21 protein-coding genes are annotated in these 25,960 nt (G+C 59.3%); 15 read left to right on the top strand and 6 right to left on the bottom strand.

Annotation, left to right across the window (positions count from 1 at the left end):
- Positions 1-134: 134 nt before the first annotated feature.
- Positions 135-1,262 (bottom strand): branched-chain amino acid ABC transporter substrate-binding protein, encoded by a 1,128-nt coding sequence (locus ACA059_RS25065; RefSeq protein ID WP_129441796.1) that lies wholly within the window; start codon positions 1,260-1,262, stop codon positions 135-137.
- Positions 1,263-1,600: 338 nt separating this feature from the next.
- Here ACA059_RS25065 and ACA059_RS25060 point away from each other — a divergent pair, with 338 nt between their 5' ends.
- A complete protein-coding gene (locus tag ACA059_RS25060; RefSeq protein ID WP_497631385.1) occupies positions 1,601-1,906 on the top strand; it encodes a DUF2288 domain-containing protein in 306 nt (101 codons plus the stop codon).
- Between the two features lie 291 nt (positions 1,907-2,197).
- On the opposite strand, the gene ACA059_RS25055 is transcribed toward ACA059_RS25060, so the two are convergent.
- The gene (locus ACA059_RS25055) at positions 2,198-4,393 is read right to left on the bottom strand and encodes a hypothetical protein (protein ID WP_497631384.1); all 2,196 of its coding nucleotides are present in this window, start codon (positions 4,391-4,393) and stop codon (positions 2,198-2,200) included.
- A 197-nt stretch (positions 4,394-4,590) separates the two neighbouring features.
- On the opposite strand from ACA059_RS25055, the gene ACA059_RS25050 reads away from it, so the two are divergent.
- Positions 4,591-5,487, top strand: a complete 897-nt coding sequence (locus ACA059_RS25050) for an NAD(P)-dependent oxidoreductase (protein ID WP_497631383.1) — start codon at positions 4,591-4,593, stop codon at positions 5,485-5,487.
- Here the strand turns inward: ACA059_RS25050 and ACA059_RS25045 are convergent.
- A complete protein-coding gene (locus ACA059_RS25045; protein WP_497631382.1) occupies positions 5,378-7,660 on the bottom strand; it encodes a putative bifunctional diguanylate cyclase/phosphodiesterase in 2,283 nt (760 codons plus the stop codon). The genes ACA059_RS25050 and ACA059_RS25045 overlap by 110 nt on opposite strands.
- Positions 7,661-7,951: 291 nt before the next feature.
- Between ACA059_RS25045 and ACA059_RS25040 the strand changes: the two genes are divergently transcribed.
- On the top strand, positions 7,952-9,304 hold the full coding sequence (locus tag ACA059_RS25040; RefSeq protein WP_497631381.1) for a spinster family MFS transporter: 1,353 nt from the start codon (positions 7,952-7,954) through the stop codon (positions 9,302-9,304).
- A 166-nt stretch (positions 9,305-9,470) separates the two neighbouring features.
- Here ACA059_RS25040 and rapA read toward each other — a convergent pair whose 3' ends face one another.
- Positions 9,471-12,317 (bottom strand): RNA polymerase-associated protein RapA, encoded by a 2,847-nt coding sequence (gene rapA, locus ACA059_RS25035; RefSeq protein WP_497631380.1) that lies wholly within the window; start codon positions 12,315-12,317, stop codon positions 9,471-9,473.
- Positions 12,318-12,569: 252 nt separating this feature from the next.
- Between rapA and ACA059_RS25030 the strand changes: the two genes are divergently transcribed.
- The 3 genes from ACA059_RS25030 to ccoM all read left to right on the top strand — a co-directional run bounded on the left by ACA059_RS25030 (position 12,570) and on the right by ccoM (position 13,431).
- A complete protein-coding gene (locus tag ACA059_RS25030) occupies positions 12,570-12,911 on the top strand; it encodes an aspartate-semialdehyde dehydrogenase (protein ID WP_095128015.1) in 342 nt (113 codons plus the stop codon).
- A gap of 100 nt (positions 12,912-13,011) precedes the next feature.
- Positions 13,012-13,173: a hypothetical protein gene (locus ACA059_RS25025; protein WP_095128014.1), complete on the top strand. Its 162-nt coding sequence runs from the start codon at positions 13,012-13,014 to the stop codon at positions 13,171-13,173.
- Positions 13,174-13,317: 144 nt separating this feature from the next.
- The gene (gene ccoM, locus ACA059_RS25020) at positions 13,318-13,431 is read left to right on the top strand and encodes a cytochrome c oxidase subunit CcoM (protein ID WP_461962811.1); all 114 of its coding nucleotides are present in this window, start codon (positions 13,318-13,320) and stop codon (positions 13,429-13,431) included.
- Between the two features lie 170 nt (positions 13,432-13,601).
- Here ccoM and ACA059_RS25015 read toward each other — a convergent pair whose 3' ends face one another.
- Positions 13,602-15,077: an inorganic phosphate transporter gene (locus ACA059_RS25015; protein WP_154978998.1), complete on the bottom strand. Its 1,476-nt coding sequence runs from the start codon at positions 15,075-15,077 to the stop codon at positions 13,602-13,604.
- Positions 15,078-15,453: 376 nt separating this feature from the next.
- Positions 15,454-15,654 (bottom strand): hypothetical protein, encoded by a 201-nt coding sequence (locus ACA059_RS25010; RefSeq protein WP_007935837.1) that lies wholly within the window; start codon positions 15,652-15,654, stop codon positions 15,454-15,456.
- 677 nt (positions 15,655-16,331) lie between these two features.
- Between ACA059_RS25010 and pcaR the strand changes: the two genes are divergently transcribed.
- The 9 genes from pcaR (at position 16,332) to ACA059_RS24965 (ending at position 25,957) form a co-directional block, all read left to right on the top strand.
- Complete coding sequence (gene pcaR, locus ACA059_RS25005) at positions 16,332-17,174, top strand: pca regulon transcriptional regulator PcaR (protein ID WP_008147316.1); 843 nt, start codon at positions 16,332-16,334, stop codon at positions 17,172-17,174.
- A 140-nt stretch (positions 17,175-17,314) separates the two neighbouring features.
- Entirely contained in the window at positions 17,315-18,661 is a 1,347-nt protein-coding gene (gene pcaK, locus ACA059_RS25000; RefSeq protein ID WP_497631379.1) for a 4-hydroxybenzoate transporter PcaK, read from the top strand.
- 269 nt (positions 18,662-18,930) lie between these two features.
- Positions 18,931-19,788 (top strand): CoA transferase subunit A, encoded by an 858-nt coding sequence (locus tag ACA059_RS24995; protein ID WP_007947285.1) that lies wholly within the window; start codon positions 18,931-18,933, stop codon positions 19,786-19,788.
- A complete protein-coding gene (locus tag ACA059_RS24990) occupies positions 19,788-20,567 on the top strand; it encodes a CoA-transferase subunit beta (protein WP_497631378.1) in 780 nt (259 codons plus the stop codon). Before ACA059_RS24995 ends, ACA059_RS24990 begins: the two co-directional genes overlap by 1 nt.
- The gene (pcaF, locus tag ACA059_RS24985) at positions 20,564-21,769 is read left to right on the top strand and encodes a 3-oxoadipyl-CoA thiolase (RefSeq protein ID WP_497634727.1); all 1,206 of its coding nucleotides are present in this window, start codon (positions 20,564-20,566) and stop codon (positions 21,767-21,769) included. The genes ACA059_RS24990 and pcaF overlap by 4 nt, the downstream gene beginning before the upstream one ends.
- A gap of 37 nt (positions 21,770-21,806) precedes the next feature.
- Entirely contained in the window at positions 21,807-22,511 is a 705-nt protein-coding gene (gene pcaH / locus ACA059_RS24980; protein ID WP_497631377.1) for a protocatechuate 3,4-dioxygenase subunit beta, read from the top strand.
- Position 22,512: 1 nt separating this feature from the next.
- The gene (pcaG, locus tag ACA059_RS24975) at positions 22,513-23,079 is read left to right on the top strand and encodes a protocatechuate 3,4-dioxygenase subunit alpha (RefSeq protein WP_497631376.1); all 567 of its coding nucleotides are present in this window, start codon (positions 22,513-22,515) and stop codon (positions 23,077-23,079) included.
- A 163-nt stretch (positions 23,080-23,242) separates the two neighbouring features.
- Positions 23,243-24,547 carry an MFS family transporter gene (locus tag ACA059_RS24970; protein WP_497631375.1) on the top strand — a complete coding sequence of 435 codons (1,305 nt, stop codon included), beginning with the start codon at positions 23,243-23,245 and terminating at the stop codon, positions 24,545-24,547.
- Between the two features lie 45 nt (positions 24,548-24,592).
- A complete protein-coding gene (locus tag ACA059_RS24965; protein WP_497631374.1) occupies positions 24,593-25,957 on the top strand; it encodes a 3-carboxy-cis,cis-muconate cycloisomerase in 1,365 nt (454 codons plus the stop codon).
- Positions 25,958-25,960: the final 3 nt, after the last annotated feature.

Here is a 25,960-nt window from a genome sequence, read left to right as displayed (position 1 = left end):
AGCGAACCGCTGATGACGGTTTTGAGATTTTCAGGTGGGGAGACTGGCGGATCACGCCAGCGCGGCCCAATACGTTCGTAAAACAAAGCCCACGGCACGCCGTGGGCTTTATTGGCAGTCAGTCAGGCAACGCCTTACTGAGGCTTGGCTTCAGTTTTAGGTTTGCCGAAGTGCCACTCGTAAACCACAAATTTGAAGTCTTTCAAGTCGCCCTTGGCGTCGAAGCTCAGGTCGCCAGTCGGAGTCTTGAAGGTGCCTGCGTGGATGGCTTCAGCCACTTTGGCAGCGTCTTCGCTCTTGGCAGCCTTGATACCGTCGGCAATCACGGTCACAGCCGAGTAGGCCGGGAACACGAACGGACCGCTCGGGTCTTCTTTCTTGGCTTTGAACGCGTCAGCCAGGGCGATGTTGGCCGGATCCTGGTCGAAGGATTTCGGCAGGGTCACCAGCAGACCTTCGGAAGCGTCTTTGGCGATCTGCGAAATGGAGTCGTTACCCACGCCTTCCGGACCCATGAACTTGGCTTTCAGGCCTTTTTCCTGGGCTTGACGCAGGATCAGGCCCAGCTCCGGGTGGTAGCCGCCGTAGTAGACGAAGTCGACGTTGGCTTGCTTGAGCTTGGAGATCATCGAAGAGAAGTCTTTGTCGCCAGCGTTGATGCCTTCGAACACGGCAACCTTGACGTTTTTGCCTTCCAGGGTTTTCTTCACGGCGGTGGCGATGCCTTCACCGTATTGCTGCTTGTCGTGCAGAACAGCAACGATCTTCGGTTTTACGAAGTCGGCAATGTAGTTACCGGCGGCAGGGCCTTGGGCGCTGTCCAGACCGATGGTGCGGAAGATCATTTTGTAACCACGGGAAGTGATGTCCGGGCTGGTGGCAGCCGGGGTAATCATGATCACGCCTTCGTCTTCGTAGATGTCCGAAGCGGGTTGGGTGGAGCTGGAGCACAGGTGACCGACCACGAACTTGACGCCGTCGTTGACGACTTTGTTCGCGACCGCTACCGCTTGTTTTGGATCACAGGCGTCATCGTATTCAACGGCTTCGAGTTTCTTGCCGTCTACGCCGCCTTTGGCGTTGATCTGTTCGATGGCCATTTTGGCGCCACTGAACTGCATGTCGCCGTATTGGGCTACAGGGCCGGTTTTAGGGCCGGCGATGCCGATCTTGATGGTGTCAGCTGCGAACGAATGGCTGGCAACCCCGGCCAGAACCATAGCGGCAAACAGTTTGGAAATCTGCTTAGTAGCCTTAGTCATAGTGCTCCACTCTTACTGTTGTAGTTTTTATAGTCCTGGCGCCGTAGCAGCAGAACCGGGTCAGATATCTTCGATATCCTCCGGAAAATGCCCCCGGCAACTGTACCGGTACAGTGTAGAGCGCCAATTGTTAGCCTGGGAAGCTGGCGCCAGGGGGCAAAACCTGAGGGTGTCGCTTTTTTGAAAGAAAAAGACAGAATGGCGGCGGGGGTTATAGCTGAAATATCAGCAATCCTTGGCTTTCCTGCTGTTTTCAATCGGTAACTCAATTGCATCCGGGTTTTTCTGCCAGACCACCGACGTTATGATTACGTCAATTTCTTTTCCGGACAGGACCCATGACTCAAGAACCTAGCACCCTCTATGCCAAGCTGCTTGGTGAAACCGCATCTATTACCTGGAAGGAGCTTGAGCCGTTCTTCGCCAAGGGTGCCCTATTGTGGGTCGACCCCGGTCTGGATTTGATTGCTGCAGCGGAGGCAGTCGCGACCGATGAAGGCGAGAAAGTGGCTGCCTGGCTGGCCGCTGACAAGGTCGCCAAGCTGTCTGAAACGCGGGCGCTGGATCTTTTTGAACGTGATCCAGACCTGTGGGCAGTGGTCGTTTCGCCGTGGATTCTGATCCAGGAAAGGGCGACGAGCTGACGGCTCGCACTCTATTGGTGCGCGACCTTGTCGGGCAAAAGTGTGTAGCCGAGTAGCGTGATGGCATGTTGCCGTAGAGAAAGGCCACAGAAGGGTCTTGGCGAGGGTGACGTAAACGTAACGGGAACAGTTTATTGAGCAGCCTTATGGCTGCTTAATTGTTTCTGAATGTTGGAAACAAGATCAAAAGATCGCAGCCTGCGGCAGCTCCTACAAAGGCGCGACGCGGTGCCATGTGAACCGCAGCCCGTAGGAGCTGCCGAAGACTACGATCTTTTCAGGCAGACCTCATCAAGCAGTCTTGCCGGTATGGTTATTCAGCGAAATAATCTTGGTCTTGCCAATCCGGTGACGATAAATCTCGCGCAAGTACTTGATCGCCTTCTTCACGCAGTCCCGGGACAGACGAATGTCATTGATCGAGACGAACTTGTCTTTGTCGTTGATCAGCTCGCGGTACTTCTTCTCGTACATCGGTTTGATCGCGTACCAGTTGGTGTCGAGGATCTTCGCCGGGTTCTCAAACTCATTAAGCAGCTCGTCGATCCTGTCCTCGTCAAAGTCTTCATTGATGATGAAGTCCAGGATCGAGTTATCCAGCGTCTCGTCAAAGCGGTACGGGGTTTTCGCGAAGCAACGCTTGATAAAGGCCACGATCAGCGTCAGGAAATCGTCCGACAGGCACGGGCTCTTGGCGATCAGGGTGGTCAACGACAGGTTGGCCGAGGCGCCGATGACCAGCGCATAACGCTTGAGCGTGGTGTTCGGGAACAGGCTGTTGAGGTGGGTCTTCAACCGGTTCAGGTCCATGTAGGACAGCTTGTAGTCCTTTGGCAGCGAAACAATCGAGACCACCGACGAGCAGTTCTTGAAGAAGTGCAGGTCGTGCAAGGCGGCCGCGTCATACCCCGAGTTCTTGTACTGCTCCAGCGAGGCGCGATAGCGCTTGGATTCGATCGGCAACAAGCTGATGCCTTCGATCGCCTGGGTCACTTTGTTGAAGTGCGGCAAGTCGATGGAGCGGAAGAACAGGTCGTCGATGTTCAGGCGCTGCGGTTCTTTCTCGAACACCTTGAACTTGTCGCTGCTCGGCGGCGGGGTTTCCGGCACCACGGACTCGGCGTAGGCAATCGCGACGGGGCCGGCCAGACTCATGAACAGGTCGTTGGCGTCCAGGCGAATGGTTTCGCCAATGTCGATGCCGGCGCGACGGAAATAGTTCTGGTCGTAGTCGGTGGTGACCGCTTGCGCCGTCAGAATGTTGAAGATCTGCTGTGAGATGTATTGGTTAGCGTGCTTTTCCATCGCGTTGACGTCGATGTTCTGGATGTTGCCGTCATCGCTTTCTTCGGCATAACGCATGATGTCGTTGGAGATCAGCATCATGGCGTTCCACGGGCGGATACGGCCCATGACACTGGCTTCGCTGCTGTCTTCGTTGGCGAAGTTGTAGGAGAAGTCCCACTCTTCCGACAGGTATTTGCACAGCAGGCGACCGGCGTTGATGTGCAGCGCCTCGGACATTTCACTGCGGTGATCGGAAATGTTCGGCAACACACAAATGCCGCTGGTGAAGATCGGCTCGAAGACGAAGGAATGACCGCTCTTGCCGTCGTGCTCGTCCATCGGCTTGGTGTCGAACGTCTTGTTCATGTACGAGTGTTGCTGGGCCAGGCCGAATTCCGAGGCCATGCCCGAACCGGTACCGCCACCGGCACTGAAAATCGAGAAGTACAGGCGCGACTGGTTGGCCTTGATCCCGCAGCTGTCGATCAAGTACGAGTGAATCATCTTCCAGTCAGGGCTGGAGAAACGCTGGGTGTCCTTGTTCAGGATGATCTTGGCCAGGTATTGGCCGAGGATCGGCGCGTTACCGGCGCCACCGGCGTGGACTTCCGACAAGTCCATGATTTTCATTTTGCTGTAGTCGCGCAGAAAACCGCTTTTTTCGCCTTTGCGCGAGAAACGGATGCGGCCGGCGATGTCTTTGTCCAGGTCGCCGAGCATGACCAGCGGTTCTACCAGGAACACCGGTTTGGTGGCCTTGTTCGGCCCCAGGCGCAGGTTGTTGCGAATCCACTGTGCCGGGCTGTACCCCTTTTCGGCGTAGCGCTTGTCCGGCGACAGGCGATCTTCGTTATTGAATTCGTTGAGGTAGAACTTGCGGGCGTTGTACACCAGTTCGGCGACGTCCAGCGCGATGTTCGAACCGCAGCGGCCCAGGCCGATCAGGCATACCGACGGGAATTCCTGATCGCTGTGCTGTTCGCTGTCGCCTTCCAGATGCGGTGGGCGCGGGAACACCATGTCGCGCAGGCCGTCGAGATTATCGAGGATGCGATCGGTATTGGTTTCGGTGAAGTACAGGTATTGCTGAGTCGCCAAGGGGCGCGATGGCGTCAATGGCTTCGACGGTGCGGGGCTGTTTGCCGCGGGGCTCAACGTCAGATCGGATATCGCAGTGGCCGGATTGTTTTTAGAAGTCATTGTGCGCCATGTACCTGGGCTGGTTGGTTGAGCGACACGATGTCGTCGAACCATCACGGATGGGATCTCGCGTCTTTTTTCAGCGCGTATTTGGCCCAAGCGTCAGGGCCTTGGCCTGAGCATCGCTCGGGGGAATCCTTTCCTAAGTCATGATAAATCGGCCAATATTTGCCGATCTTTAATCAAAAGGAGGCCAAATGATGGCAGCGTTACCTTCACTCGGGTTTGCGGGGGTCGGCCTGATGGGCTTGCCGATGTGCCGGCGCCTGCTGGCAGCGGGTTATCCGCTGACGGTGTGGAACCGCAATCCAGCCAAGTGCGCGCCGCTGGTAGAGGCTGGTGCACGACAAGTCGCCACGCCGGCTGAGCTGTGCCAGCACGCCGACGTGGTGATGCTGTGCCTGGCGGACACAGCTGTCGTGCGCGAAGTGGTTTTTGGCCCGGCGGGCATTGCCGAGGGGGCGAAAAACGGTCAAGTGCTGGTGGACTTTTCCAGTCTGGAACCCACGGCGACCCGGGAAATGGCCGAAGCGCTGATCAATACAACCGGCATGAGTTGGATGGATTCGCCCGTGTCCGGCGGTGTGTCCGGCGCCGAGGCTGGCAGCCTGGCGATCATGGTTGGCGGCACAACGGCAGATCTTGAGCGTGTGCGGCCGGTGTTGTTGACGCTTGGTCAGCGCGTGACTCATATGGGGGCAGTCGGGGCAGGGCAGGTGACCAAGGTTTGCAATCAGATGATTGTCGCCTGCAATGCGCTGGTGATCGCCGAAGTGGTGGCTCTGGCTGAACGCTCCCAAGTCAATGCCAGCATGATTGCCGAAGCCCTGACCGGCGGCTTCGCCGATTCAAAACCCTTGCAGATCCTCGCCCCGCAAATGGCTGACAGCCGTTTCGAGCCCGTGAAGTGGCACGTACGCACGTTACTCAAGGATCTGGACGCTGCGGTGAGTTTTTCCCGTGAACAAGGCGCGGCCACTCCGATCAGCGGATTGGCCGCACAACTGATGCGCCTGCATGGGGGGCAGGGCTTTTTGGAAAAGGATCCGTCAACGTTAGTGCAGATGTACCGCGAGCCAGACTTAGAGAACTGACGCTACGCGCGTGTTTACGCTGGTTGATTTCGTTCAGCACCGGACGCAACTCAGCCAGTGGCACTGGACGGCTGAGCAGGTTGCCCTGAACAAAGTCGCAGCCTTGTCGTTCGAGAAAGTCATATTGCTCGAAGGTTTCCACGCCTTCGGTAACAACCTGTAAATGCAGGGTGTGAGCCAAGATGATAATGGCCTGGACGATTTCCATGTCCTGGGTGGCCTTGGGGATGTCCTGGATGAACGAACGGTCGATCTTCAGCGTGTTCAGCGGCAGGCGCTTGAGGTAGGCCAGGGATGAATAGCCGGTGCCGAAATCGTCGATCGACAGCGAAACTCCGAGGGCACAGATCTGCCGCAGCAACACCAGGGTGTTGGTGAGATTGCCCATCAGCGCGTTTTCGGTTACTTCCAGTTCCAGCCGCTGCGGCGCCACCCCAGCGGCGCGCAGGGCGTGTTCGATTTCATCGACCAGCTCTTCGCGCCCAAGGTTGAGGGGCGAGCAGTTCACGGCGATCTTGAGTTCTTCACAACCTTGACGGGCCAGTTCGCCAAGATCTTCGCAGGCCTTGCGCAACACCCAGTTATCCAGTTCGGCGATCAGGCCGTTGGCCTCGGCAATCGCAATGAATCGATCGGGTGCCAGCAACCCGTGAACCGGGTGTTGCCAGCGAATCAGTGCTTCGAGTTTGGTGACTTGGCCGGTTTTCAGGTCATAGATGGGTTGGTAATACAGTATTAATCCGTCGTCTTCGCGCAAGGCGTGACGCAACTCTTCTTCCAGTTGCAACTCCAGCGTGGCGCGGGCTTTCATGTGTGGACTGAAAAAATGCAGGCCGTTGCGACCGCTGTCCTTGGACTGGTACAGCGCGAGGTCGGCGTTTTTCAGCAGCTCTTCGCAGGTATTGCCGTCTTGCGGGAACAGGCTGATGCCAATGCTGGTGGTCATGACCATGCTTCGTCCGGCCAGCTCGATAGGATCTTTCATTTTCAGCATGATGCGCTGGGCCATGAGCCGCGCTTCTTCACGGTCATGCAGGCTGATGAGGATGCAGAACTCGTCTCCACCGAAGCGCGCCACCACGTCATCGGGGCTGCGCACCGAGCTGTTGATGTGGCTGGCCAGGACTTTGAGCAATTCGTCGCCGGCGTCGTGACCCAGGCTGTCGTTGATCCGCTTGAAGTGATCGATGTCGAGGAACATCACTGCCAGCATGCCGCCTTCATTGGCTTTCTCGATCAGCTTCTCGGCGAAGATCTGGTTGAAGCCGCGACGGTTGATCAGGTTGGTCAACGCGTCGTAGTGCGCAACCAGTTGCAACGACATTCGCGCCTGGTCCAGTTGACTGAGCAGGGTGTTGACCCGCTGCAGGTCGCTCTCCTTGTGTTGCAGTTTCTTGTCGGCGAGTGCTGCGCTGATGCTGCTGCCGATGATCAGCAACGTTATCACCGCCACCGTCAGCCCCAGTTGCAGGTGGTTATTATCGCCGGGCAGCGGCTGGAGGCTGTTGTCGGGCAGCACCAGACTGAGCGCCGCCATGCCGGTGAAGTGCATGCTGACGATGCCGGCCCCGAGCACCAGGCTGGCGGTGTATTTGAGGAGTTGATGAGATACACCGCTGCCTTCGCGCAGGTAACTGGAAATCAACAGTGCGGCCAGGCTGGCGCCTATCGCGATCACGATGGAGAGGGCGAACAGGAAAGGTTGGTAATAGGCCGTCGCATTCGAACGCATGGCGGCCATGCCCACGTAGTGCATGGTCGCGATGCCCAGGCCGATCCACAACGCGGCCCGCAAGTATTGCCAGAAATTCAGATGAGGATGGCTGAGGGTATGCATCGCCAGCCACGAGGCAGTCAGCGCGAACAACAGTGAGATCAGGGTGATAGGCAGTTGGTAATGGATTTCGATCGGCGCCTGGAACGCCAGCATGCTGATGAAGTGCATGGCCCAGATACCGCCCGCCAGACACCCGGCGCCGACCCAGCGCCAGAGGCGTTGGGACGCGGATTTTTCGGCATGGCCAACCCGTTCGGTGATGTCTAGCGTGGCGAAGCCGGCCGCACAGGCGACCACGTAGGCCAGTAACACCAGAAAGGGGTTATGGGCGCAATTGAGTATGACCTGCCCGCTCTCTGGCAGCTGGGTAGTGAAATATAAAGCAGGCCACTCCATCGTACGCCCCGCATTTATCATTCTGGCCGACACCGTGAACCTGGCGAATGCATTGGAGTATAGGTGTCATGCAGAGAGTGCAAGCGTTGGTGGCACATTGCTTTTAATGATTTTGGAATGAGCTGCCGAGTGCTTAGAAATAAAATGTTGCATGAGCGGTGCTTCATTACATGGGGCGCTATCAGCTATACGAATAATTACAGACAGCTCTGGCGGGCCTGACTAGATTGCAGGTTCCGGGCTCGGATGCGCTGGCAGTGAAGCCCCAATAACAATAAAAGAGACGGATCCATGCAGAACTCGACCCAAGCGGCGAATGCCTGGCGCATTCTGTTCCTGCTGTTCCTGGCCAACCTGTTCAACTTCTTCGATCGCACCATTCCGGCCATCATCATCGAACCGATCCGCATGGAATGGCACCTCAGCGACTTTCAGCTGGGGATCATCGGTACCGCATTCACCCTCGTTTATGCCATTGCCGGCCTGCCTCTGGGACGGATGGCCGATACCGGTTCACGCAGCAAATTGATGGGCTGGGGCCTGGCGGCGTGGAGCGGGCTGACAGCAGTCAACGGACTGGTGGGGAGTTTCTGGGCTTTCCTGATCGTGCGCATGGGCATTGGCATCGGTGAAGCCAGTTACGCACCGGCCGCCAACTCGCTGATCGGCGACCTGTTCCCGGCGCACCGCCGGGCGCGGGCCATGGGTATCTTCATGCTGGGGCTGCCATTGGGCCTGCTGCTGGCGTTCTTCACCATCGGCGCCATGGTCAAGGCCTTCGACAGCTGGCGCGCACCGTTCTTCATCGCGGCGGTACCGGGGCTGATCCTGGCGATCTTCATGTTCTTCATCAAAGAACCGAAACGCGGCGCCGCGGAAAGCGTGCAGGTTTCGCAGGAACGTGTCGACCGGCCGATCCGTCGGGTGCTGGCGGTGCCGACGTTCCTGTGGCTGGTGATGGCGGGGCTGTGTTTCAACTTTGCGACGTATGCCTGCAACTCGTTTCTGGTGCCGATGCTGCAGCGCTATTTCCTGATGCCGTTACAGGAAGCGGCGGTGGCGACCGGGGTGATCGTCGGCGTGACCGGGTTGTTCGGCCTGACACTGGGCGGTTGGGTGGCGGACAAGATTCACCAGCGGGTGGCCAATGGGCGACTGCTGTTTGCCGCGTTCAGCTTGATCATCTCGACGGTGTGCACGGCTTGGGCGCTGCATTCCGGGCGGATCGAGATCGGGGTATTTGTGGCGGTGTTCAGTGTGGGCTGGTTGTTTGCCTACAACTTCTACACCTGCGTTTACACCGCCATTCAGGACGTAGTCGAGCCGCGCTTGCGAGCTACGGCCATGGCGCTGTTCTTTGCCGGGTTGTATTTGCTGGGTGGTGGTTTGGGGCCGGTGGTGGTGGGCGCATTGTCCGACCACTTTGCGCATACGGCGATGCTCTCGGCCGGTGCTGAACAGATGACCGAAGCGTTCAAGGCTGTCGGGCTGCATGACGCGATGTATTTGATCCCGGTGGCGCTGTTTTTCACCATGGTGTTTCTGTTCCTGGCTTCGCGCTGTTTTGTGCGCGATGCCAAGCGGATGAAGGAAGGGTTGGTGGCGGTGGTTGAGCCTGGGGTTTCTGTAGCGCCCGCGGTTTAAGATCAAAAGATCGCAGCCTTCGGCAGCTCCTACCTTGGAATGCGTACACCCGTAGGAGCTGCCGAAGGCTGCGATCTTGGCGTCATCGGTATAACCACAGACCTACAGAATGCAAAAAGGCCCGCATCGCTGCGGGCCTTTTTGTTTTACCGGTGGAGCAGGGGAATTAACCCGCCACCAACACCCGAATCGCTTCCAGTCGCAGCGCAGCCTTATCGAGCATGGCCAGGCCTTGCTCGCGTTGCTTGCGCAGGGCAACCAGTTCGCTGTCGCGCACGGTCGGGTTGACCGCTTGCAACGCGGTCAGGCGCGCCAGTTCTTCGTCGGTGTCGGCGGCCAGGCGACGTTGCGCCTCAGCCACGCGTTCGGCGTGACGCGGGAAGATCTTCTCTTCGCCGGCGTTGATCCGTGGCGTCAGCTGATCGCGCTGGGCCTGGATGAACTTGTTGGCGCTGGCGCGGGGCACGCTTTCCAGTTGATCGTTCAGGGTTTCGAACGACACCCGGCCCGACAGGTCGTTGCCATTGGCATCGAGCAGGCAACGCAGGGCGGCCGGCGGCAGGTAACGGCCCAGTTGCAGCGAACGCGGGGCAACCACTTCGCTGACGTAGAGCAGTTCCAGCAACACGGTGCCAGGTTTCAGCGCCTTGTTCTTGATCAGCGCCACGGCGGTGTTACCCATCGAACCGGACAAGACCAGGTCCATGCCACCTTGAACCATCGGGTGTTCCCAGGTGATGAACTGCATGTCTTCGCGAGACAGCGCCTGGTTGCGGTCGTACGTGATAGTCACGCCTTCGTCGTCGCCCAGCGGGAAGCTGGCGTCGAGCATTTTTTCGCTCGGCTTGAGGATCAGGGCGTTTTCCGAGTGGTCTTCGCTGTCGATGCCAAACGCGTCGAACAGGGTTTCCATGTAGATCGGCAGGGCGAACTGGTCGTCTTGCTCGAGGATGTCCTCGACCAGCGCATCACCTTCGCCAGCGCCGCCGGAGTTGAGTTCCAGCAAGCGGTCACGGCCGGTATGCAAATCGGCTTCCAGGCGCTCGCGCTCGGTGCGGGCTTCGTCGATCAGCGCTTGCCACTCGCCGTCGTCGGCGTTTTCCAGCAACGGCAGCAGGCGTGGGCCGAACTGGTGCTGCAAGGCGTTGCCGGTCGGGCAGGTGTTGAGGAATGCATTCAATGCTTCGTGGTACCACTGGAACAGTCGCTCTTGCGGGCTGGTTTCCAGGTACGGCACGTGCACTTCAATGATGTGCTTCTGGCCGATCCGGTCCAGACGGCCGATCCGCTGCTCCAGCAAGTCCGGGTGGGACGGCAGATCGAACAGCACCAAGTGGTGCGAGAACTGGAAGTTGCGACCTTCGCTGCCGATTTCCGAGCAGATCAGCACCTGTGCGCCAAACTCTTCGTCGGCGAAGTAGGCCGCGGCGCGGTCTCGCTCAAGGATGTTCATGCCTTCGTGGAAGACCGTGGCCGGGATGCCGGAGCGCACGCGCAAGGCGTCTTCCAGGTCCATGGCGGTTTCGGCGTGGGCGCAGATCACCAGCACTTTGGTGCGCTTGAGCATCTTCAGGGTGTCGATCAGCCATTCGACGCGAGGGTCGAATTTCCACCAGCGCTCTTCTTCGTTGGCGTCCGGCTGGGCCTGGAAGCTGACTTCGGGGTACAGCTCGGCGTGATCGCCCAGCGGCAGTTCGAGGTATTCGTCGGGGCACGGCAGCGGGTACGGATGCAGTTTGCGCTCCGGAAAACCCTGCACGGCGGCGCGGGTGTTACGGAACAGCACGCGGCCGGTGCCGTGGCGGTCGAGCAGTTCGCGGACCAGACGGGCGCTGGCTTCGATATCGCCATCGTTAACCGCCGCCAGCAAGGCTTCCCCTTCGTTGCCGAGGAACCCGTGGATGGTTTTGTGCGCTTCAGGCGACAGGCGCCCCTTGTCCAGCAGCTCCTGGACGGCTTCGGCCACCGGGCGATAGTTTTCGCTCTCGGCGCGGAAGGCGTGCAGGTCATGGAAACGGTTCGGGTCAAGCAGGCGCAGACGCGCAAAGTGGCTGTCCTGGCCCAGTTGTTCCGGGGTCGCGGTCAGCAGCAAAACGCCGGGAATGACTTCGGCCAGTTGTTCAACCAGCGAATACTCAGGGCTGGCCTTGTCTTCGTGCCACACCAGGTGGTGGGCTTCGTCGACAACCATCAGGTCCCAACCGGCGGCGAACAGTGCGTCCTGGGCCTTCTCGTCTTCCACCAGCCACTCGAGTGCAACCAGCGCGAGCTGGGTGTCTTCGAACGGGTTGGCGGCATCGCTTTCGATGAAGCGTTCTTCGTCGAACAGCGCAACTTGCAGGTTGAAGCGGCGGCGCATCTCCACCAGCCACTGGTGCTGCAGGTTCTCCGGAACCAGGATCAACACGCGGTTGGCGCGGCCCGAGAGCAGTTGGCGATGGATCACCAGACCGGCTTCGATGGTTTTGCCCAGGCCCACTTCGTCTGCCAGCAGAACCCGCGGTGCAATGCGGTCGGCGACTTCACGGGCGATGTGCAGCTGGTGCGCGATCGGTTGCGCACGCACGCCACCGAGGCCCCAAAGCGCGGACTGCAACTGGCGGCTGGTGTGTTCCAGGGTGTTGTATCGCAGGGAGAACCAGGCCAGCGGGTCGATCTGCCCGGCGAACAAACGATCGCTGGCCAGACGGAACTGAATGAAGTTCGACAGTTGGGTTTCCGGCAGGGTAACCACTTCGTTCTGTCCGTTGAGGCCGTGGTAAACCAGCAGGCCGTCGACGTCGTCGACTTCTTGTACGGTCAGTTTCCAGCCTTCGAAGTGAGTGATCGAGTCACCCGGCGAAAACCGCACGCGGGTGAGGGGCGCATTCCGTAGCGCGTACTGGCGAGTCTCGCCAGTGGCCGGGTAGAGCACGGTCAACAAGCGGCCGTCCTGTGCCAGAACGGTGCCTAAACCCAGCTCGGCTTCGCTGTCACTGATCCAGCGTTGCCCCGGTTGATACTGCTGCGCCATGCTGCCTGACTCCCACCTTGAAAAAGCGGGCTATCTTAACGGAATCGGCCCTCCAGACCAAAAGGTTTACGGCGTAGGAGCTGCCGAAGGCTGCGATCTTTTGATCTTGGGGAACGCTTGAGTTCTATGTTGTCCGATAAAGATCGCAGCCTGCGGCAGCTCCTACAAGTGCCAAACGGGTCACAGTTTGCGACCGATGGCTCAAGTCGCCATCCCCGCAGCCGACAGCCTGCTGACAGGAGACTAATAATTATGCTGCCACCGATGCTCCCCTTGAGTGCCGTGCCAATCACCTCACAGCAGGATCCGATTCGCCAGCGGCCGGATATTCCGCCCGTGGTGCCGGTGCAGGAAAGCTCCAACGAAAGCACCATCGACCTGCAACAGCGCGATCCGGAAGAGGCGGCGTTTCAGCTGCGCGAGGAACAGCGCCGCAAGCAGGAACAGCAAAGGCGCCGCCGTGAAGCCGATGAAGATCCTGAAGAGCACCTGGCAATTCCCGGTGACGAGCTCAATGCCGACAATACCGTGCCAGTGGCGCCATTGATGGAAGATCAGCCACGGCAGGGTTTGTGGGTCGATATCCAGATTTGAGCTCACGGCTGGTCAGCGCTGGCATCAGACCGCATTATTGGTACATCCTTGCCTGCAGATGCGGCAACTGAATTTCATTCCAAGCGATGCACTGAGCACCATGAGCCAAGACGACAAGCTGATCGACCTCAACGCCGAACGCGCCAAGCGGGTTCATGACCTTAATGAAAAGCGCCTGAACGAAGTGCGCCAGGCGTTCGAGCACGCCATGCCGTTGGGTAAAGCGAAGAAAAAGCCGAAGAACAAACCGAAAAAGCGTTGAAACACCCTGCATCGGTTGATGCAGGTCAGTTATTTCCCCTCCTTTACGCCCAGTCTCGGGCGACATTGATCCCGGTCAATTTCTTCTCCTGCCTGATTGGTTAACTTAGCCCCATCGCAACAAGGCAAGTGCAGGAGGCCAGTCATGTTTTTCGACAACGTGGTGATCGCCGGAGTGCTGACAGTCGGCCTCATGGTTCTGTTTTTTGCAGGGTTTGGATTTTTTATCTGGAAGGATTCACAAAAGCGCAAACCGTAGTTCTTTCTGGAAGCAATGAGCACGCAAGGCATTTTGGGCAACTTCGGTTGCCCTTTTTTTTGTCTGCGATTTCTTGAGGATGTATGGAGATCAAATGTGGTGTTGGAAGATCGCAGGCATGAAAAAGGCGCGGCTCTTACGAGGCGCGCCTTTTTCGTTGCAGCGATGTATCAGCTGCCCAGTGCCTTCGACGCCAGCCAGAACAGGCCGGCTGACAGGGCCACTGTGGCTGGCAGGGTCAGGACCCAGGCCAGCAGGATGGTTCTGACGGTGCCGCCTTGCAGGCCGCTTTTGTTGGCGACCATGGTGCCGGCCACACCCGAGGACAGGACGTGGGTGGTGGACACCGGCAGGCTGAAGATGTTGGCCATGCCGATCAGGCTTGCGGTAGTGATCTGAGCCGACATGCCTTGGGAGTAAGTCATGCCCTGCTTGCCGATCTTCTCGCCGATGGTCAGTACCACGCGTTTCCAGCCGACCATGGTACCCAGGCCGAGGGCCAGGGCGACCGCCAGGATCACCCAGAACGGGGCGTATTCGGTGGTGGTGGTCAAGTCTTTGCGCAGCTTGTCCAGGTCAGCCTTTTCACGGGGTGCGAGGCCTGGCAGCTTGCCGACTTTCTTCGCCGTGTCGTCCAGGCAGAGCAGGTAGCGACGCACTTCGATGCGGCTTTCCGACGGCAGCGAGTGGTAGTCGGCTACACCTTTAAGGGTGCCGAGCAGGGCGGTGATGGTCGGTTCGGTCTGTTGCGGGTTGCAACGGAATTTCTCCGGCAGATCGCCTTCCACGCTTTTGCCCAGGGCCAGGTATTCACCCAGCGTATCGGCATTGCGCTTGTAGAACTGGCTCAGGTGCAGGGTCGCGTCGCGAGTCCGTTCGATCTGGTAAGTCGTGCTGCCCAGGTCGAGAACGAACTGCGCCGGTACGATACCGATCAGCACCAGCATGATCAGGCCGATACCTTTCTGGCCATCGTTGGAGCCGTGCACGAAGCTCACGGCCATAGCCGAAATGACCAGCACCAGGCGGTTCCAGAACGGCGGGTGTTTCTTGTCGTCGATCTTGCGGCGCTGTTCCGGCGTCTTGTGCATCTTCGACAGTGGACGCCACCATTTAAGACCGATCAGTATCAGAGCGGCGACCAGGAAGCCCGCCATCGGCGAGAACACCAGGGATGCACCGATATCAATTGCCTTCTGCCAGTTCACGCCATCAGCCAACGGAATGTCGTTGATCAAGGCGTTGGCAAGGCCGACACCGAGGATCGACCCGATCAGCGTATGGGAGCTGGAAGCCGGGATACCGAAGTACCAGGTGCCCAGGTTCCAGGTGATAGCGGCGGCGAGCAGCGAGAACACCATGGCCAGCCCGTGACCGGTGTTCACATTGATCAGCAGCTCTACCGGCAGCAGGTGGACGATGGCATACGCCACGCCGACACCGCCCAGCAGAACGCCGAGAAAGTTGAACACACCGGAAAAGAACACCGCCAGATGGGGCGGCATGGCTTTGGTGTAGATAACAGTGGCCACCGCGTTAGCGGTGTCATGAAAGCCGTTGATGAACTCGAAGGCGAGGACAAAGGCCAGGGCGAGCAAGAGGCTCACAAGCACCCAAGCATCTAGTCCGCTGAATAAATCGATCATGAAGGTTTTCTGACCCGGTCGTAAGGGGGCGCGATTATGCCAGAAAAGACTGCTAATCGATGCACTAGGTGCTCATCGGTAACATTCTTCAACGAATTAATTTGTGGCAGCAGCCCAAGCCCCAGGTTTTTACTGGGTTTTGCAAGTCATTGAATTTCTTTGAAAAGGCCGCAGCCACAAGGCGTTCTCTCGTAGGAACAAGAGGTTTTAACGCTTGTGTGAAATATCTGAAAAGAGGGCCAGACATGCGCCATTTGCCTCATCCGGTGGGTGAGGTGGCCGCTGCCCGCTCGTAGCGGGCGCGAAAGGCATCATCGATGCATCCCGTTTTTAACGGGTGCAGACACAGACCCTTGAAAGGATTCAGGCCGAGGGCTTATGGCTCTTCGGCTTTGAGTTCCTTTTCCATTTTCTGCAATTCTTGAGTGAAAGCCTGATCCTGAACGGTGGCGCGTTTACGCCAGGGTTTGCGTTCCGGTTCGGGCTGAGCGGCGTAGGTGGTGACTTCCCCGCCGTAAACTTCCTTGTAACGTTGTTCCTGGCGCTCAAGTTCCGCGCGCAGTTCGTCTTTCGTCACAGTGCTACCTGATTGAGTTGAGATAAATTCTGGTGAAACGCGCTGCATCAAATGTATTTGACCACGCTCGCCGAATGGACAAGGCCCGCAAAGGCATCATTTTTTACGGCATTGCGATCAATTACTTCCATGTTGCAGGCGGCCACGACACCAGAGATAAACAGCTGACGTAGCATCAGTGTCCTGTTTCAGCGAACGCCTTGGCTAAGCATATGAAATAGTGTCAGGCGCTTGCTGCGGGTAACGGCGATGGAACATTGCGCTACCGGGTGGCGGAATCGGCAATTAAAAACCGGACACCACTGAATTGCATTATAGCGGTCGATTCGAAGAACACTATCGCCAAAGAGTTAAAAGTGGGTCTTGATGTGTGATTGTTTTGTTACTCGCAACTTTATACGCTAACTAGGTCGTTCGGCGGCACGACTTTACAGTGATGTCTTTCTGACGCCATTAAGTCGAACAAGTTAGGACAATTACATTGGTCCTTCTAATGTGCGACACAGTCAGTGTAAAAATAGGTGCGCCCCCGTTCGATAGTCGGCTGCCCCTTGGTGGGAGCCCATTGCGATTACCGGTCGACGGTTCGATAATCGCACAGTCTTGGCGGCTCGGGCTTGTGTGAGGGACCGGCTGCCGCTTGTAATAGCCGCTGATCCGCGTGGAAAGGACCTAATATGAACGATCAAATGCGCAATTCCTTCGCTTCAGTGGCGCCGCCGATCGTTGCCTCGCCCGCCAAGCGGATCCAGGCACTGACCGGCGACCCGGATTTCATGACATCCCTGGCCCGTGGCCTGGCTGTGGTGCAAGCGTTCCAGGAGCGCAAACGTCACCTCACCATCGCTCAGATCAGTCACCGCACGGAAATTCCCCGCGCCGCCGTGCGACGTTGCCTGCACACGCTGATCAAACTCGGCTACGCCACCACCGACGGCCGCACGTATTCGCTGCTGCCTAAAGTACTGACGCTTGGCCATGCCTATGTGTCCTCGACACCGCTGGCGGTTTCCGCCCAGCCCTACCTGGACCGCATGAGTGAGCAACTTCATGAAGCCTGCAACATGGCCACTCTGGAAGGCGATGACATCTTGTACATCGCTCGTTCGGCCACCACCCAGCGACTGATTTCCGTTGACCTGTCGGTGGGTGGACGTCTGCCAGCCTATTGCACCTCTATGGGGCGGATTCTTCTCGCGGCGCTGGACGATACGTCGCTGCGCGAGTACCTCGACCATGCAGAGCTGCAAGCCAAGACCAGCCGAACCCTGCACACCCCCGAGGCGTTGCTCGAATGCCTGCAAGAGGTACGGCAGCAAGGCTGGTGCATCGTCGATCAGGAGCTGGAGCAGGGCCTGCGCTCGATTGCCGTTCCGGTGTACGACGCTTCCGGCCAAGTGGTCGCGGCGCTAAATGTCAGTACCCACGCCGGCCGAGTCAGCCGCAACGAGCTGGAACAACGTTTCCTGCCCGGCCTCCTGAGCGCGAGCCGCGACCTTAGCGCGCAACTCTTTGCGTAAGCCATTCGCCTAAGCTGTTCGATAAACGCACAGAGTCGCGTTTATCGAATTGACGCTCTTTCCCCAAGATCACTAATGTCGCGGCAGCGCCAGCTTTGGCTGGCTCCTGTCCGACTGCGTTCTTGCGTGGAATAAAAATAATGAACCAGCCTCAGTCTGCTGTAGGAAACTGCCTCGACGTGCAGTCCTTCATCAATGCTCAACCCATTTCGCGCTATCAATGGCGAGTGGTTATCCTGTGTTTCCTGATTGTTTTCCTCGATGGCCTCGACACGGCGGCCATGGGTTTCATCGCGCCCGCCCTGTCTCAGGATTGGGGCATCGACCGCGCCAGTCTCGGCCCGGTGATGAGCGCGGCGTTGATCGGGATGGTCTTCGGCGCACTGGGTTCTGGCCCATTGGCCGACCGCTTCGGGCGAAAAATCGTACTGGTAGGCGCGGTGCTGTTGTTCGGCGCGTTCAGCCTGGCGTCGGCTTACAGCACCAACGTCGATCAGTTGCTGGTGCTGCGATTCCTCACCGGCCTGGGCCTTGGTGCCGGCATGCCGAACGCCACGACGCTACTGTCCGAATACACCCCGGAGCGCAAGAAATCCCTCCTGGTGACCAGCATGTTCTGCGGCTTCAACCTCGGCATGGCTGGCGGCGGGTTCATTTCCGCCAAACTGATTCCGGCCTTTGGTTGGCACAGTCTGCTGATGATCGGCGGGATTTTGCCGCTGATCCTCGCCGTCGTATTGCTGTTCTGGCTGCCGGAATCGGCGCGCTACCTCGTCGTCCGCAATCGCGGCACTGACAAAGTGCGCAAGACCCTGGCGCCCATCGATCCAACCGTCATCGCCCAGGCTTCCAGCTTCAGCGTGCCGGAACAGAAAACCGTAAAGGCCCGCAACGTATTTGCGGTGATCTTCTCCGGCACTTACAGCACCGGCACCTTGCTGCTGTGGCTGACCTACTTCATGGGGCTGGTGATCGTTTATCTGCTGACCAGTTGGCTGCCGACGCTGATGCGTGACAGCGGCGCGAGCATGGAGCAGGCGGCATTCATCGGCGCGTTGTTCCAGTTTGGCGGGGTGTTGAGCGCGGTGGGCGTGGGCTGGGCGATGGACCGGTTCAATCCGCACAAGGTTATCGGCATTTTCTATCTATTCGCCGGGGTATTTGCCTACGCGGTAGGGCAGAGCCTGGGCAACATCACGCTATTGGCGACGTTGGTGCTGGTGGCCGGGATGTGCGTCAACGGCGCGCAATCGGCGATGCCTTCACTGGCGGCGCGGTTTTATCCGACGCAGGGGCGGGCGACCGGGGTGTCATGGATGCTCGGGATTGGCCGCTTTGGCGCGATTCTCGGTGCATGGATGGGGGCAACGCTACTGGGGCTGGGCTGGAACTTCGAGCAGGTACTGACAGCGCTGGTGATTCCAGCGGCATTGGCGACCACGGCGGTGGTGATCAAGGGCATGGTCAGCCATGCGGATGCGACCTGATCCGGCTGAGACAGTGGTGTAGCAAAAGATCGCAGCCTTCGGCAGCTCCTACAGAGGAAAGTGAACACCCGTAGGATCTGCCGCAGGCTGCGATCTTTTGCAGGCGACAGAGAACGATAGGCAGACAACAATGTGTTCGATAAACGAACACTCAGTCGATTATCGGATTGTTTGGCGTTTTTCAGGGGCTTACTCTTCAGTCATTCCGGCGCTGCGCATCGCGCCTTTTTCTTCCACTGTCGGTTCATAACAAAACGGGAGCCTGCCCCATGGCTGAAATCCTTTCGCTGCACGACGCGGTGAAGCAATTCGTAAACGACGGCGATACGGTCGCGCTCGAAGGCTTCACTCACCTGATCCCTACGGCGGCGGGTCACGAAATCATTCGTCAGGGCAAGAAAGACCTGACCCTGGTGCGGATGACGCCTGACCTGATCTACGACCAGTTGATCGGCGCCGGTTGTGCTCGCAAGCTGATTTTCTCCTGGGGCGGAAACCCGGGTGTCGGTTCGCTGCATCGCCTGCGTGATGCCGTCGAGAAGCAGTGGCCGCACGCGCTGGAAATCGAAGAACACAGCCACGCCGACTTGGCCAATGCCTACGTCGCTGGCGCGTCCGGCCTACCGTTCGCGGTGCTGCGTGCCTACGCCGGTTCCGACCTGCCGAAGGTCAACCCGCTGATCAAAACCGTCACCTGCCCATTCACCGGCGAAGTATTGGCGGCCGTGCCTTCGGTGCGCCCGGACATCACTGTGATTCACGCACAGAAAGCCGATCGCAAAGGCAACGTGTTGCTGTGGGGCATTCTCGGCGTGCAGAAAGAAGCCGCACTGGCCGCCAAGCGCTGCATCGTTACCGTTGAAGAAATCGTCGATGACCTCAATGCACCGATGAACTCCTGTGTGCTGCCGACCTGGGCGTTGAGCGCGGTCTGCCACGTCCCTGGCGGCGCGCATCCTTCCTACGCTCACGGCTACAACGAACGTGATAACCGTTTCTACCAGGCTTGGGACCCGATTGCCCGCGACCGTGAAACCTTCACCGCGTGGATCAACGAGTACATCCACGGCTGCGCTGACTTCAGCGAGTTCCAGGCCAAACTGGCCGCTGCTTCGGAGGCCAAGTAATGACTTACACCACCAATGAAATGATGACCGTCGCCGCTGCCCGCCGTCTGAAAAACGGTTCGGTGTGTTTCGTCGGCATCGGCCTGCCGTCGAAAGCCGCCAACCTGGCGCGTCTGACTTCCTCGCCGGATGTCGTCCTGATCTATGAATCGGGTCCGATCGGTGCCAAGCCGAGCGTACTGCCACTGTCGATCGGTGACGGTGAACTGGCGGAAACCGCCGACACCGTCGTCCCGACCGGTGAGATTTTTCGCTACTGGCTGCAGGGTGGACGCATCGACGTCGGTTTCCTCGGCGCCGCACAAGTCGACCGCTTCGGCAATATCAACACCACCGTGGTGGGCGACTACCATCAGCCGAAAGTCCGCCTGCCGGGTGCCGGCGGTGCGCCGGAGATCGCCGGTTCGGCCAAAAGCGTGCTGATCATCCTCAAGCAATCGGCGCGTTCCTTTGTCGACAAACTCGACTTCATTACCTCGGTCGGCCATGGCGAGGGCGGTGATTCGCGCAAGCGTCTCGGCCTGCCGGGCGCCGGTCCGGTCGGCATCATTACCGACCTGTGCATCATGGAGCCGGAAGCCGGCACCCATGAATTCGTGGTCACGGCGCTGCACCCAGGCGTGACCCGTGAACAAGTGGTCGCCGCAACCGGTTGGGCGATTCGCTTCGCCGACCATGTTGAAAACACTGCCGAGCCGACCGAAGTCGAGCTTAAGGCACTCCGTGATCTGGAAGCCCGCACTGCCGCGGCCCATGGCCAAGCACCCGGAGAAGCCTGATGCGTGACGTTTATATCTGCGACGCAATTCGCACCCCCATCGGCCGTTTCGGCGGTGGCCTGGCGGCGGTTCGCGCCGACGACTTGGCCGCCGTGCCGATCAAGGCGCTGATGGAGCGCAACCCGTCGGTGGACTGGAACGCGGTGGACGAGGTGTTCCTCGGTTGCGCCAACCAGGCCGGCGAAGACAACCGCAACGTGGCGCGCATGGCGCTGTTGCTGGCGGGCCTGCCGGAAACCATCCCGGGCGTGACCCTCAATCGCCTCTGTGCTTCGGGTATGGACGCCATCGGCACTGCATTTCGGGCGATCGCCAGTGGCGAGATGGAGCTGGCGATTGCCGGCGGCGTCGAGTCGATGTCCCGCGCACCGTTCGTGATGGGCAAGGCGGATGCGGCGTTCTCGCGCAACATGAAGCTGGAAGACACCACCATCGGCTGGCGTTTCGTCAACCCGTTGATGAAAGCCCAATACGGCGTGGATGCGATGCCGCAGACCGCCGACAACGTGGCTGACGATTACGAAGTTTCCCGCGAGGATCAGGACGCTTTCGCACTGCGCAGTCAGCAGCGGACAGCCGCCGCGCAAGCCGCAGGATTTTTCGCCGAAGAAATCGTTGAAGTGCGCATTGCCCACAAGAAGGGTGAAAGTGTCGTCAGCCAGGATGAGCATCCTCGCGCCGACACCACGCTGGAAACCCTGGCCAAACTCAAACCGGTCAACGGTCCCGACAAAACCGTCACCGCCGGCAATGCTTCCGGCGTGAACGACGGTGCCGCGGCGTTGATTCTGGCCTCCGGCGACGCCGTGAAAAAGCACGGTCTGACCGCCCGCGCCAAAGTGCTGGGCATGTCGAGCGCCGGTGTCGCACCGCGTGTGATGGGCATTGGCCCGGTGCCGGCGGTGCGTAAACTGACCGAGCGCCTCGGCCTGGCCGTCAGCGATTTCGACGTGATCGAACTCAACGAAGCGTTCGCCAGCCAGGGGTTGGCAGTGCTGCGTGAACTGGGGCTGGCGGACGACGCGGCCCAGGTCAACCCGAACGGTGGCGCCATTGCCTTGGGCCATCCGTTGGGCATGAGCGGCGCCCGCCTGGTACTGACTGCGCTGCATCAGCTGGAAAAGACCGGTGGCAAGAAAGGTCTGGCGACCATGTGCGTCGGCGTTGGCCAGGGTCTGGCCTTGGCGATCGAACGGGTCTGACGCGCAGCGTTGATGAATAAGAACAGAGGAATGCTTCATGACTGACAAGCCTGGTTACCGCCGCCCGCAAGAGGGCACCCAGCCGGACTACCTGCACCCGGCCTATCAATCCACCAACCGTCGCTCGCCGTCCAAACCGTTGGTGTTTTTGCCCCATTCGCTGTCGGAAATTACCGGTCCGACTATCGGCGCCGAGCGTGTGCACGAGAAGGACAACGACCTGACCGCCCAGCACAAGGGCGAGCCTCAGGGTGAGCGCATCATCATCCACGGCCGCGTGCTGGATGAAGATGGCTTGCCGGTGCCGGGGATTCTGGTGGAGATCTGGCAGGCCAACGCCGCCGGTCGCTACAACCATGACCGCGACCTGCACGATGCGCCGCTGGACCCGAACTTCACCGGTACCGGCCGCACCGTGACCGACGCCGATGGCTGGTATCAGTTCCAGACCATCAAGCCCGGCGCCTATCCGTGGGGCAACCACCACAACGCCTGGCGCCCGGCGCATATCCATTTCTCGCTGTTCGGGCCGAGCATCCTGACGCGGCTGGTGACCCAGATGTATTTCCCGGGCGATCCGTTGCTGGCGTATGACCCGATCTACAACTGCGTACCGGATACCAGCGCCAAAGAGCGCTTGATCGCCAGTTTCGATCTGGAAAAAACCATCCCTTCCTATGCCCTCGGTTATCGCTGGGACATCGTCTTGCGCGGCCGCGAAGCCACGCCGATGGAGAAATAAGATGACGCTGAACGCGACCACATCCCACACCGTCGGGCCGTATTACCACATCGGTTTGACCTGGCTGAACCGCGAAGACCTTACCGTCGAACACACCCTGGGCGAGCGCGTGGCGATCACCGGGCAAGTCATCGATGGCAACGGCGACGTCGTCAACGACGCGATGCTGGAAGTCTGGCAAGCCAACGCCGCCGGCAAGTATGACCACCCCGAAGACGATCAGGACAAACCCCTGGACCCGAACTTCGAAGGGTTTGGCCGGGTGCCGGTGGATGCAGAAGGGCGCTTCCGCTTCACCACGATCAAACCGGGTACGGTGGAAGGCTTGAAAGGCACGACCCAGGCGCCGCATCTGGTGGTGCTGGTGTTTGCTCGCGGGTTGGTGAAGCATTTGCTGACGCGGATTTACTTTGATGGCGAACCGGCCAACGTGGCGGATCCGCTGTTGGAATGTGTGCCGGCTGAACGTCGCAATACCTTGCTGGCGAAGAAGGATGCGTCCGGTGTGTACCAGTGGAATGTGATCCTGCAAGGCACCGATGCGGAGACGGTGTTCTTCGATTATTGAAATCAAGATCAAAAGATCGCAGCCTGCGGCAGCTCCTACAGGATGTACACCACCCCAATGTAGGAGCTGCCGCAGGCTGCGATCTCTTGATGTTTAGGTACTGTGGAACGGGACTGTTGCAAAGTGTGTCTAGACTCTCACAGTCCCCATTGAGTAAAAAACAATGACAACTAACACTGCTACTACAGCGCACTACACCGGTGAAGAGCGCAGCAAAAGGATCTTCGCGATTGTCGGCGCCTCATCCGGCAACCTCGTCGAATGGTTCGACTTCTACGTCTACGCCTTTTGTGCGATCTATTTCGCCCCTGCCTTTTTCCCGTCCGATAACCCGACGGTGCAGTTGGTCAACACGGCTGGCGTATTCGCCGCCGGGTTCCTGATGCGGCCTATCGGCGGCTGGATCTTCGGCCGGGTGGCGGACAAGCACGGGCGCAAGAATTCGATGTTGATCTCGATTCTGATGATGTGCTTCGGTTCGTTGCTCATCGCCTGCCTGCCGACCTACAACAGCATCGGCGTCTGGGCGCCGATCATGCTGTTGGTCGCCCGCTTGATCCAGGGCCTGTCGGTGGGCGGTGAGTACGGCACCACCGCGACCTACATGAGCGAAGTGGCCCTCAAGGGCCAGCGCGGTTTCTTCGCCTCGTTCCAGTACGTGACGCTGATCGGTGGGCAACTGCTGGCGGTGTCGTTGGTGGTGATCCTGCAACAGTTCCTCACTGAGGATGATTTGCGCGCCTATGGCTGGCGGATTCCGTTTGTCGTCGGTGCGGCCGCGGCGCTGATTTCACTGTTCCTGCGCCGTTCGCTCAAGGAAACCACCACCAAGGAAATGCGTGAAAACAAGGACGCCGGCAGCATCCGTGCGCTGTTCCGTGACCACAAGGCTGCGTTCATTACCGTGCTCGGTTACACCGCCGGTGGCTCGCTGATTTTCTACACCTTCACCACGTACATGCAGAAGTATCTGGTGAACACCGCCGGCATGCAGGCCAAGACCGCCAGCTACATCATGACCGGCGCACTGTTCCTTTATATGTGCATGCAGCCGTTGTTCGGCATGCTCGCGGACAAGATCGGCCGACGTAACTCGATGCTGTGGTTCGGCGCTCTGGGGACGTTGTTCACCGTGCCGATCCTGCTGAGCCTGAAAAGCGTCAGCAGTCCGTTCCTGGCCTTCGTGCTGATTACCGTGGCGCTGGCGATCGTCAGTTTTTACACCTCCATCAGCGGCCTGGTAAAAGCCGAAATGTTCCCGCCGGAGGTGCGCGCCTTGGGCGTCGGCCTGGCGTATGCGGTGGCGAATGCAATCTTCGGCGGTTCGGCGGAATACGTGGCCCTGAGCCTCAAAGCCGGGGGTATGGAGAACTCCTTCTACTGGTACGTGACGGTGATGATGGCGGTGGCGTTCCTTTTCAGCCTGCGTTTGCCGAAACAGGCGAAGTACTTGCACCACGACCTTTGATCTTTACCCGTGGGCCCGAGGGGCCCACGCCTTCAGGGACTGTTTATGAACGAGCGACCGGGCAATCAATTGTTCGATGCCTATTTCACTGCCCGCGACATGCGTGAGGTGTTCTGCGATCAGGGTCGGGTTCAAGCGATGCTTGATTTTGAAGCGGCACTGGCCCGGGCCGAGGCGCGGGTCGGGCTGATTCCGCAAACGGCTGTCGCGCCGATTGAAGCGGCCTGTCAGGCCGGGCATTACGACTTCGCCGCCCTCGGCGAGGCGATTGCCACGGCCGGCAATTCGGCGATTCCGTTGGTCAAGGCGCTGGGTAAACAGATCGCGGGCAACAATGCCGAAGCCGAGCGCTATGTGCATTTGGGCGCGACCAGTCAGGACGTGATGGACTCCGGTTTGGTGCTGCAATTGCGCCGGGCACTAGAGTTGATCGAAAGCGATCTGGCGCAACTGGGCGAAACGCTGGCGACCCAGGCGTTGCGTTACGTCGCCACGCCGCTGGCCGGGCGCACCTGGTTGCAGCACGCGACACCCGTCACCCTCGGCATGAAAATCGCCGGTTGGCTGGGCGCTGTCACTCGCAGCCGTCAGCGTCTGCGGGAACTCAAACCGCGGCTGCTGGTGCTGCAATTCGGCGGCGCCTCCGGAACCCTCGCGGCCCTTGGCGAGCAGGCGATGCCGATTGCCCAAGCGCTGGCTGAAGAATTGAAACTGACACTGCCGGATCAACCTTGGCACACCCAGCGAGACCGCTTGGTGGAGTTCGGCTCGGTACTGGGATTGATCGCCGGCAGCCTCGGCAAACTCGGCCGCGACATCAGCCTGTTGATGCAGACCGAAGCCGCTGAAGTGTTCGAGCCTTCTGCGCCGGGCAAGGGCGGTTCTTCGACCATGCCGCACAAACGCAATCCGGTGGGCGCGGCGGTGTTGATCGGTGCGGCGACGCGCGTTCCGGGTTTGCTCTCGACGCTGTTCAGCGCCATGCCTCAAGAACACGAGCGCAGCCTGGGCCTGTGGCATGCCGAGTGGGAAACCCTGCCGGAGATTTGCTGCCTGGTGTCCGGCAGCCTGAAACAAGCGTTGCTGGTGGCGGATGGACTGGAAGTGGATGCCGAGCGCATGGCCCGCAACCTCGATCTGACCCAAGGGCTGGTGCTCGCCGAAGCGGTGAGCATCGTCCTCGCTCAACGAGTGGGGCGCGACACTGCGCACCATGTGCTGGAGCAATGCTGCAAGCGAGCAGTGGCTGAACAACGTCATCTGCGAGCGGTACTCGGCGACGAGCCGCAAGTGACCGCCGAACTGTCGGATGCTGAACTCGATCGTCTGCTGGACCCCGCCCATTACCTCGGCCAGGCCCATACCTGGGTCGAGCGAGCGGTGGCTGAACATTCTGCGTTGACTGCCTGAAGG

It is taken from the genome of Pseudomonas sp. LBUM1647, assembly GCF_059716175.1.
This window is presented reverse-complemented; position numbering and strand designations above follow the sequence as displayed.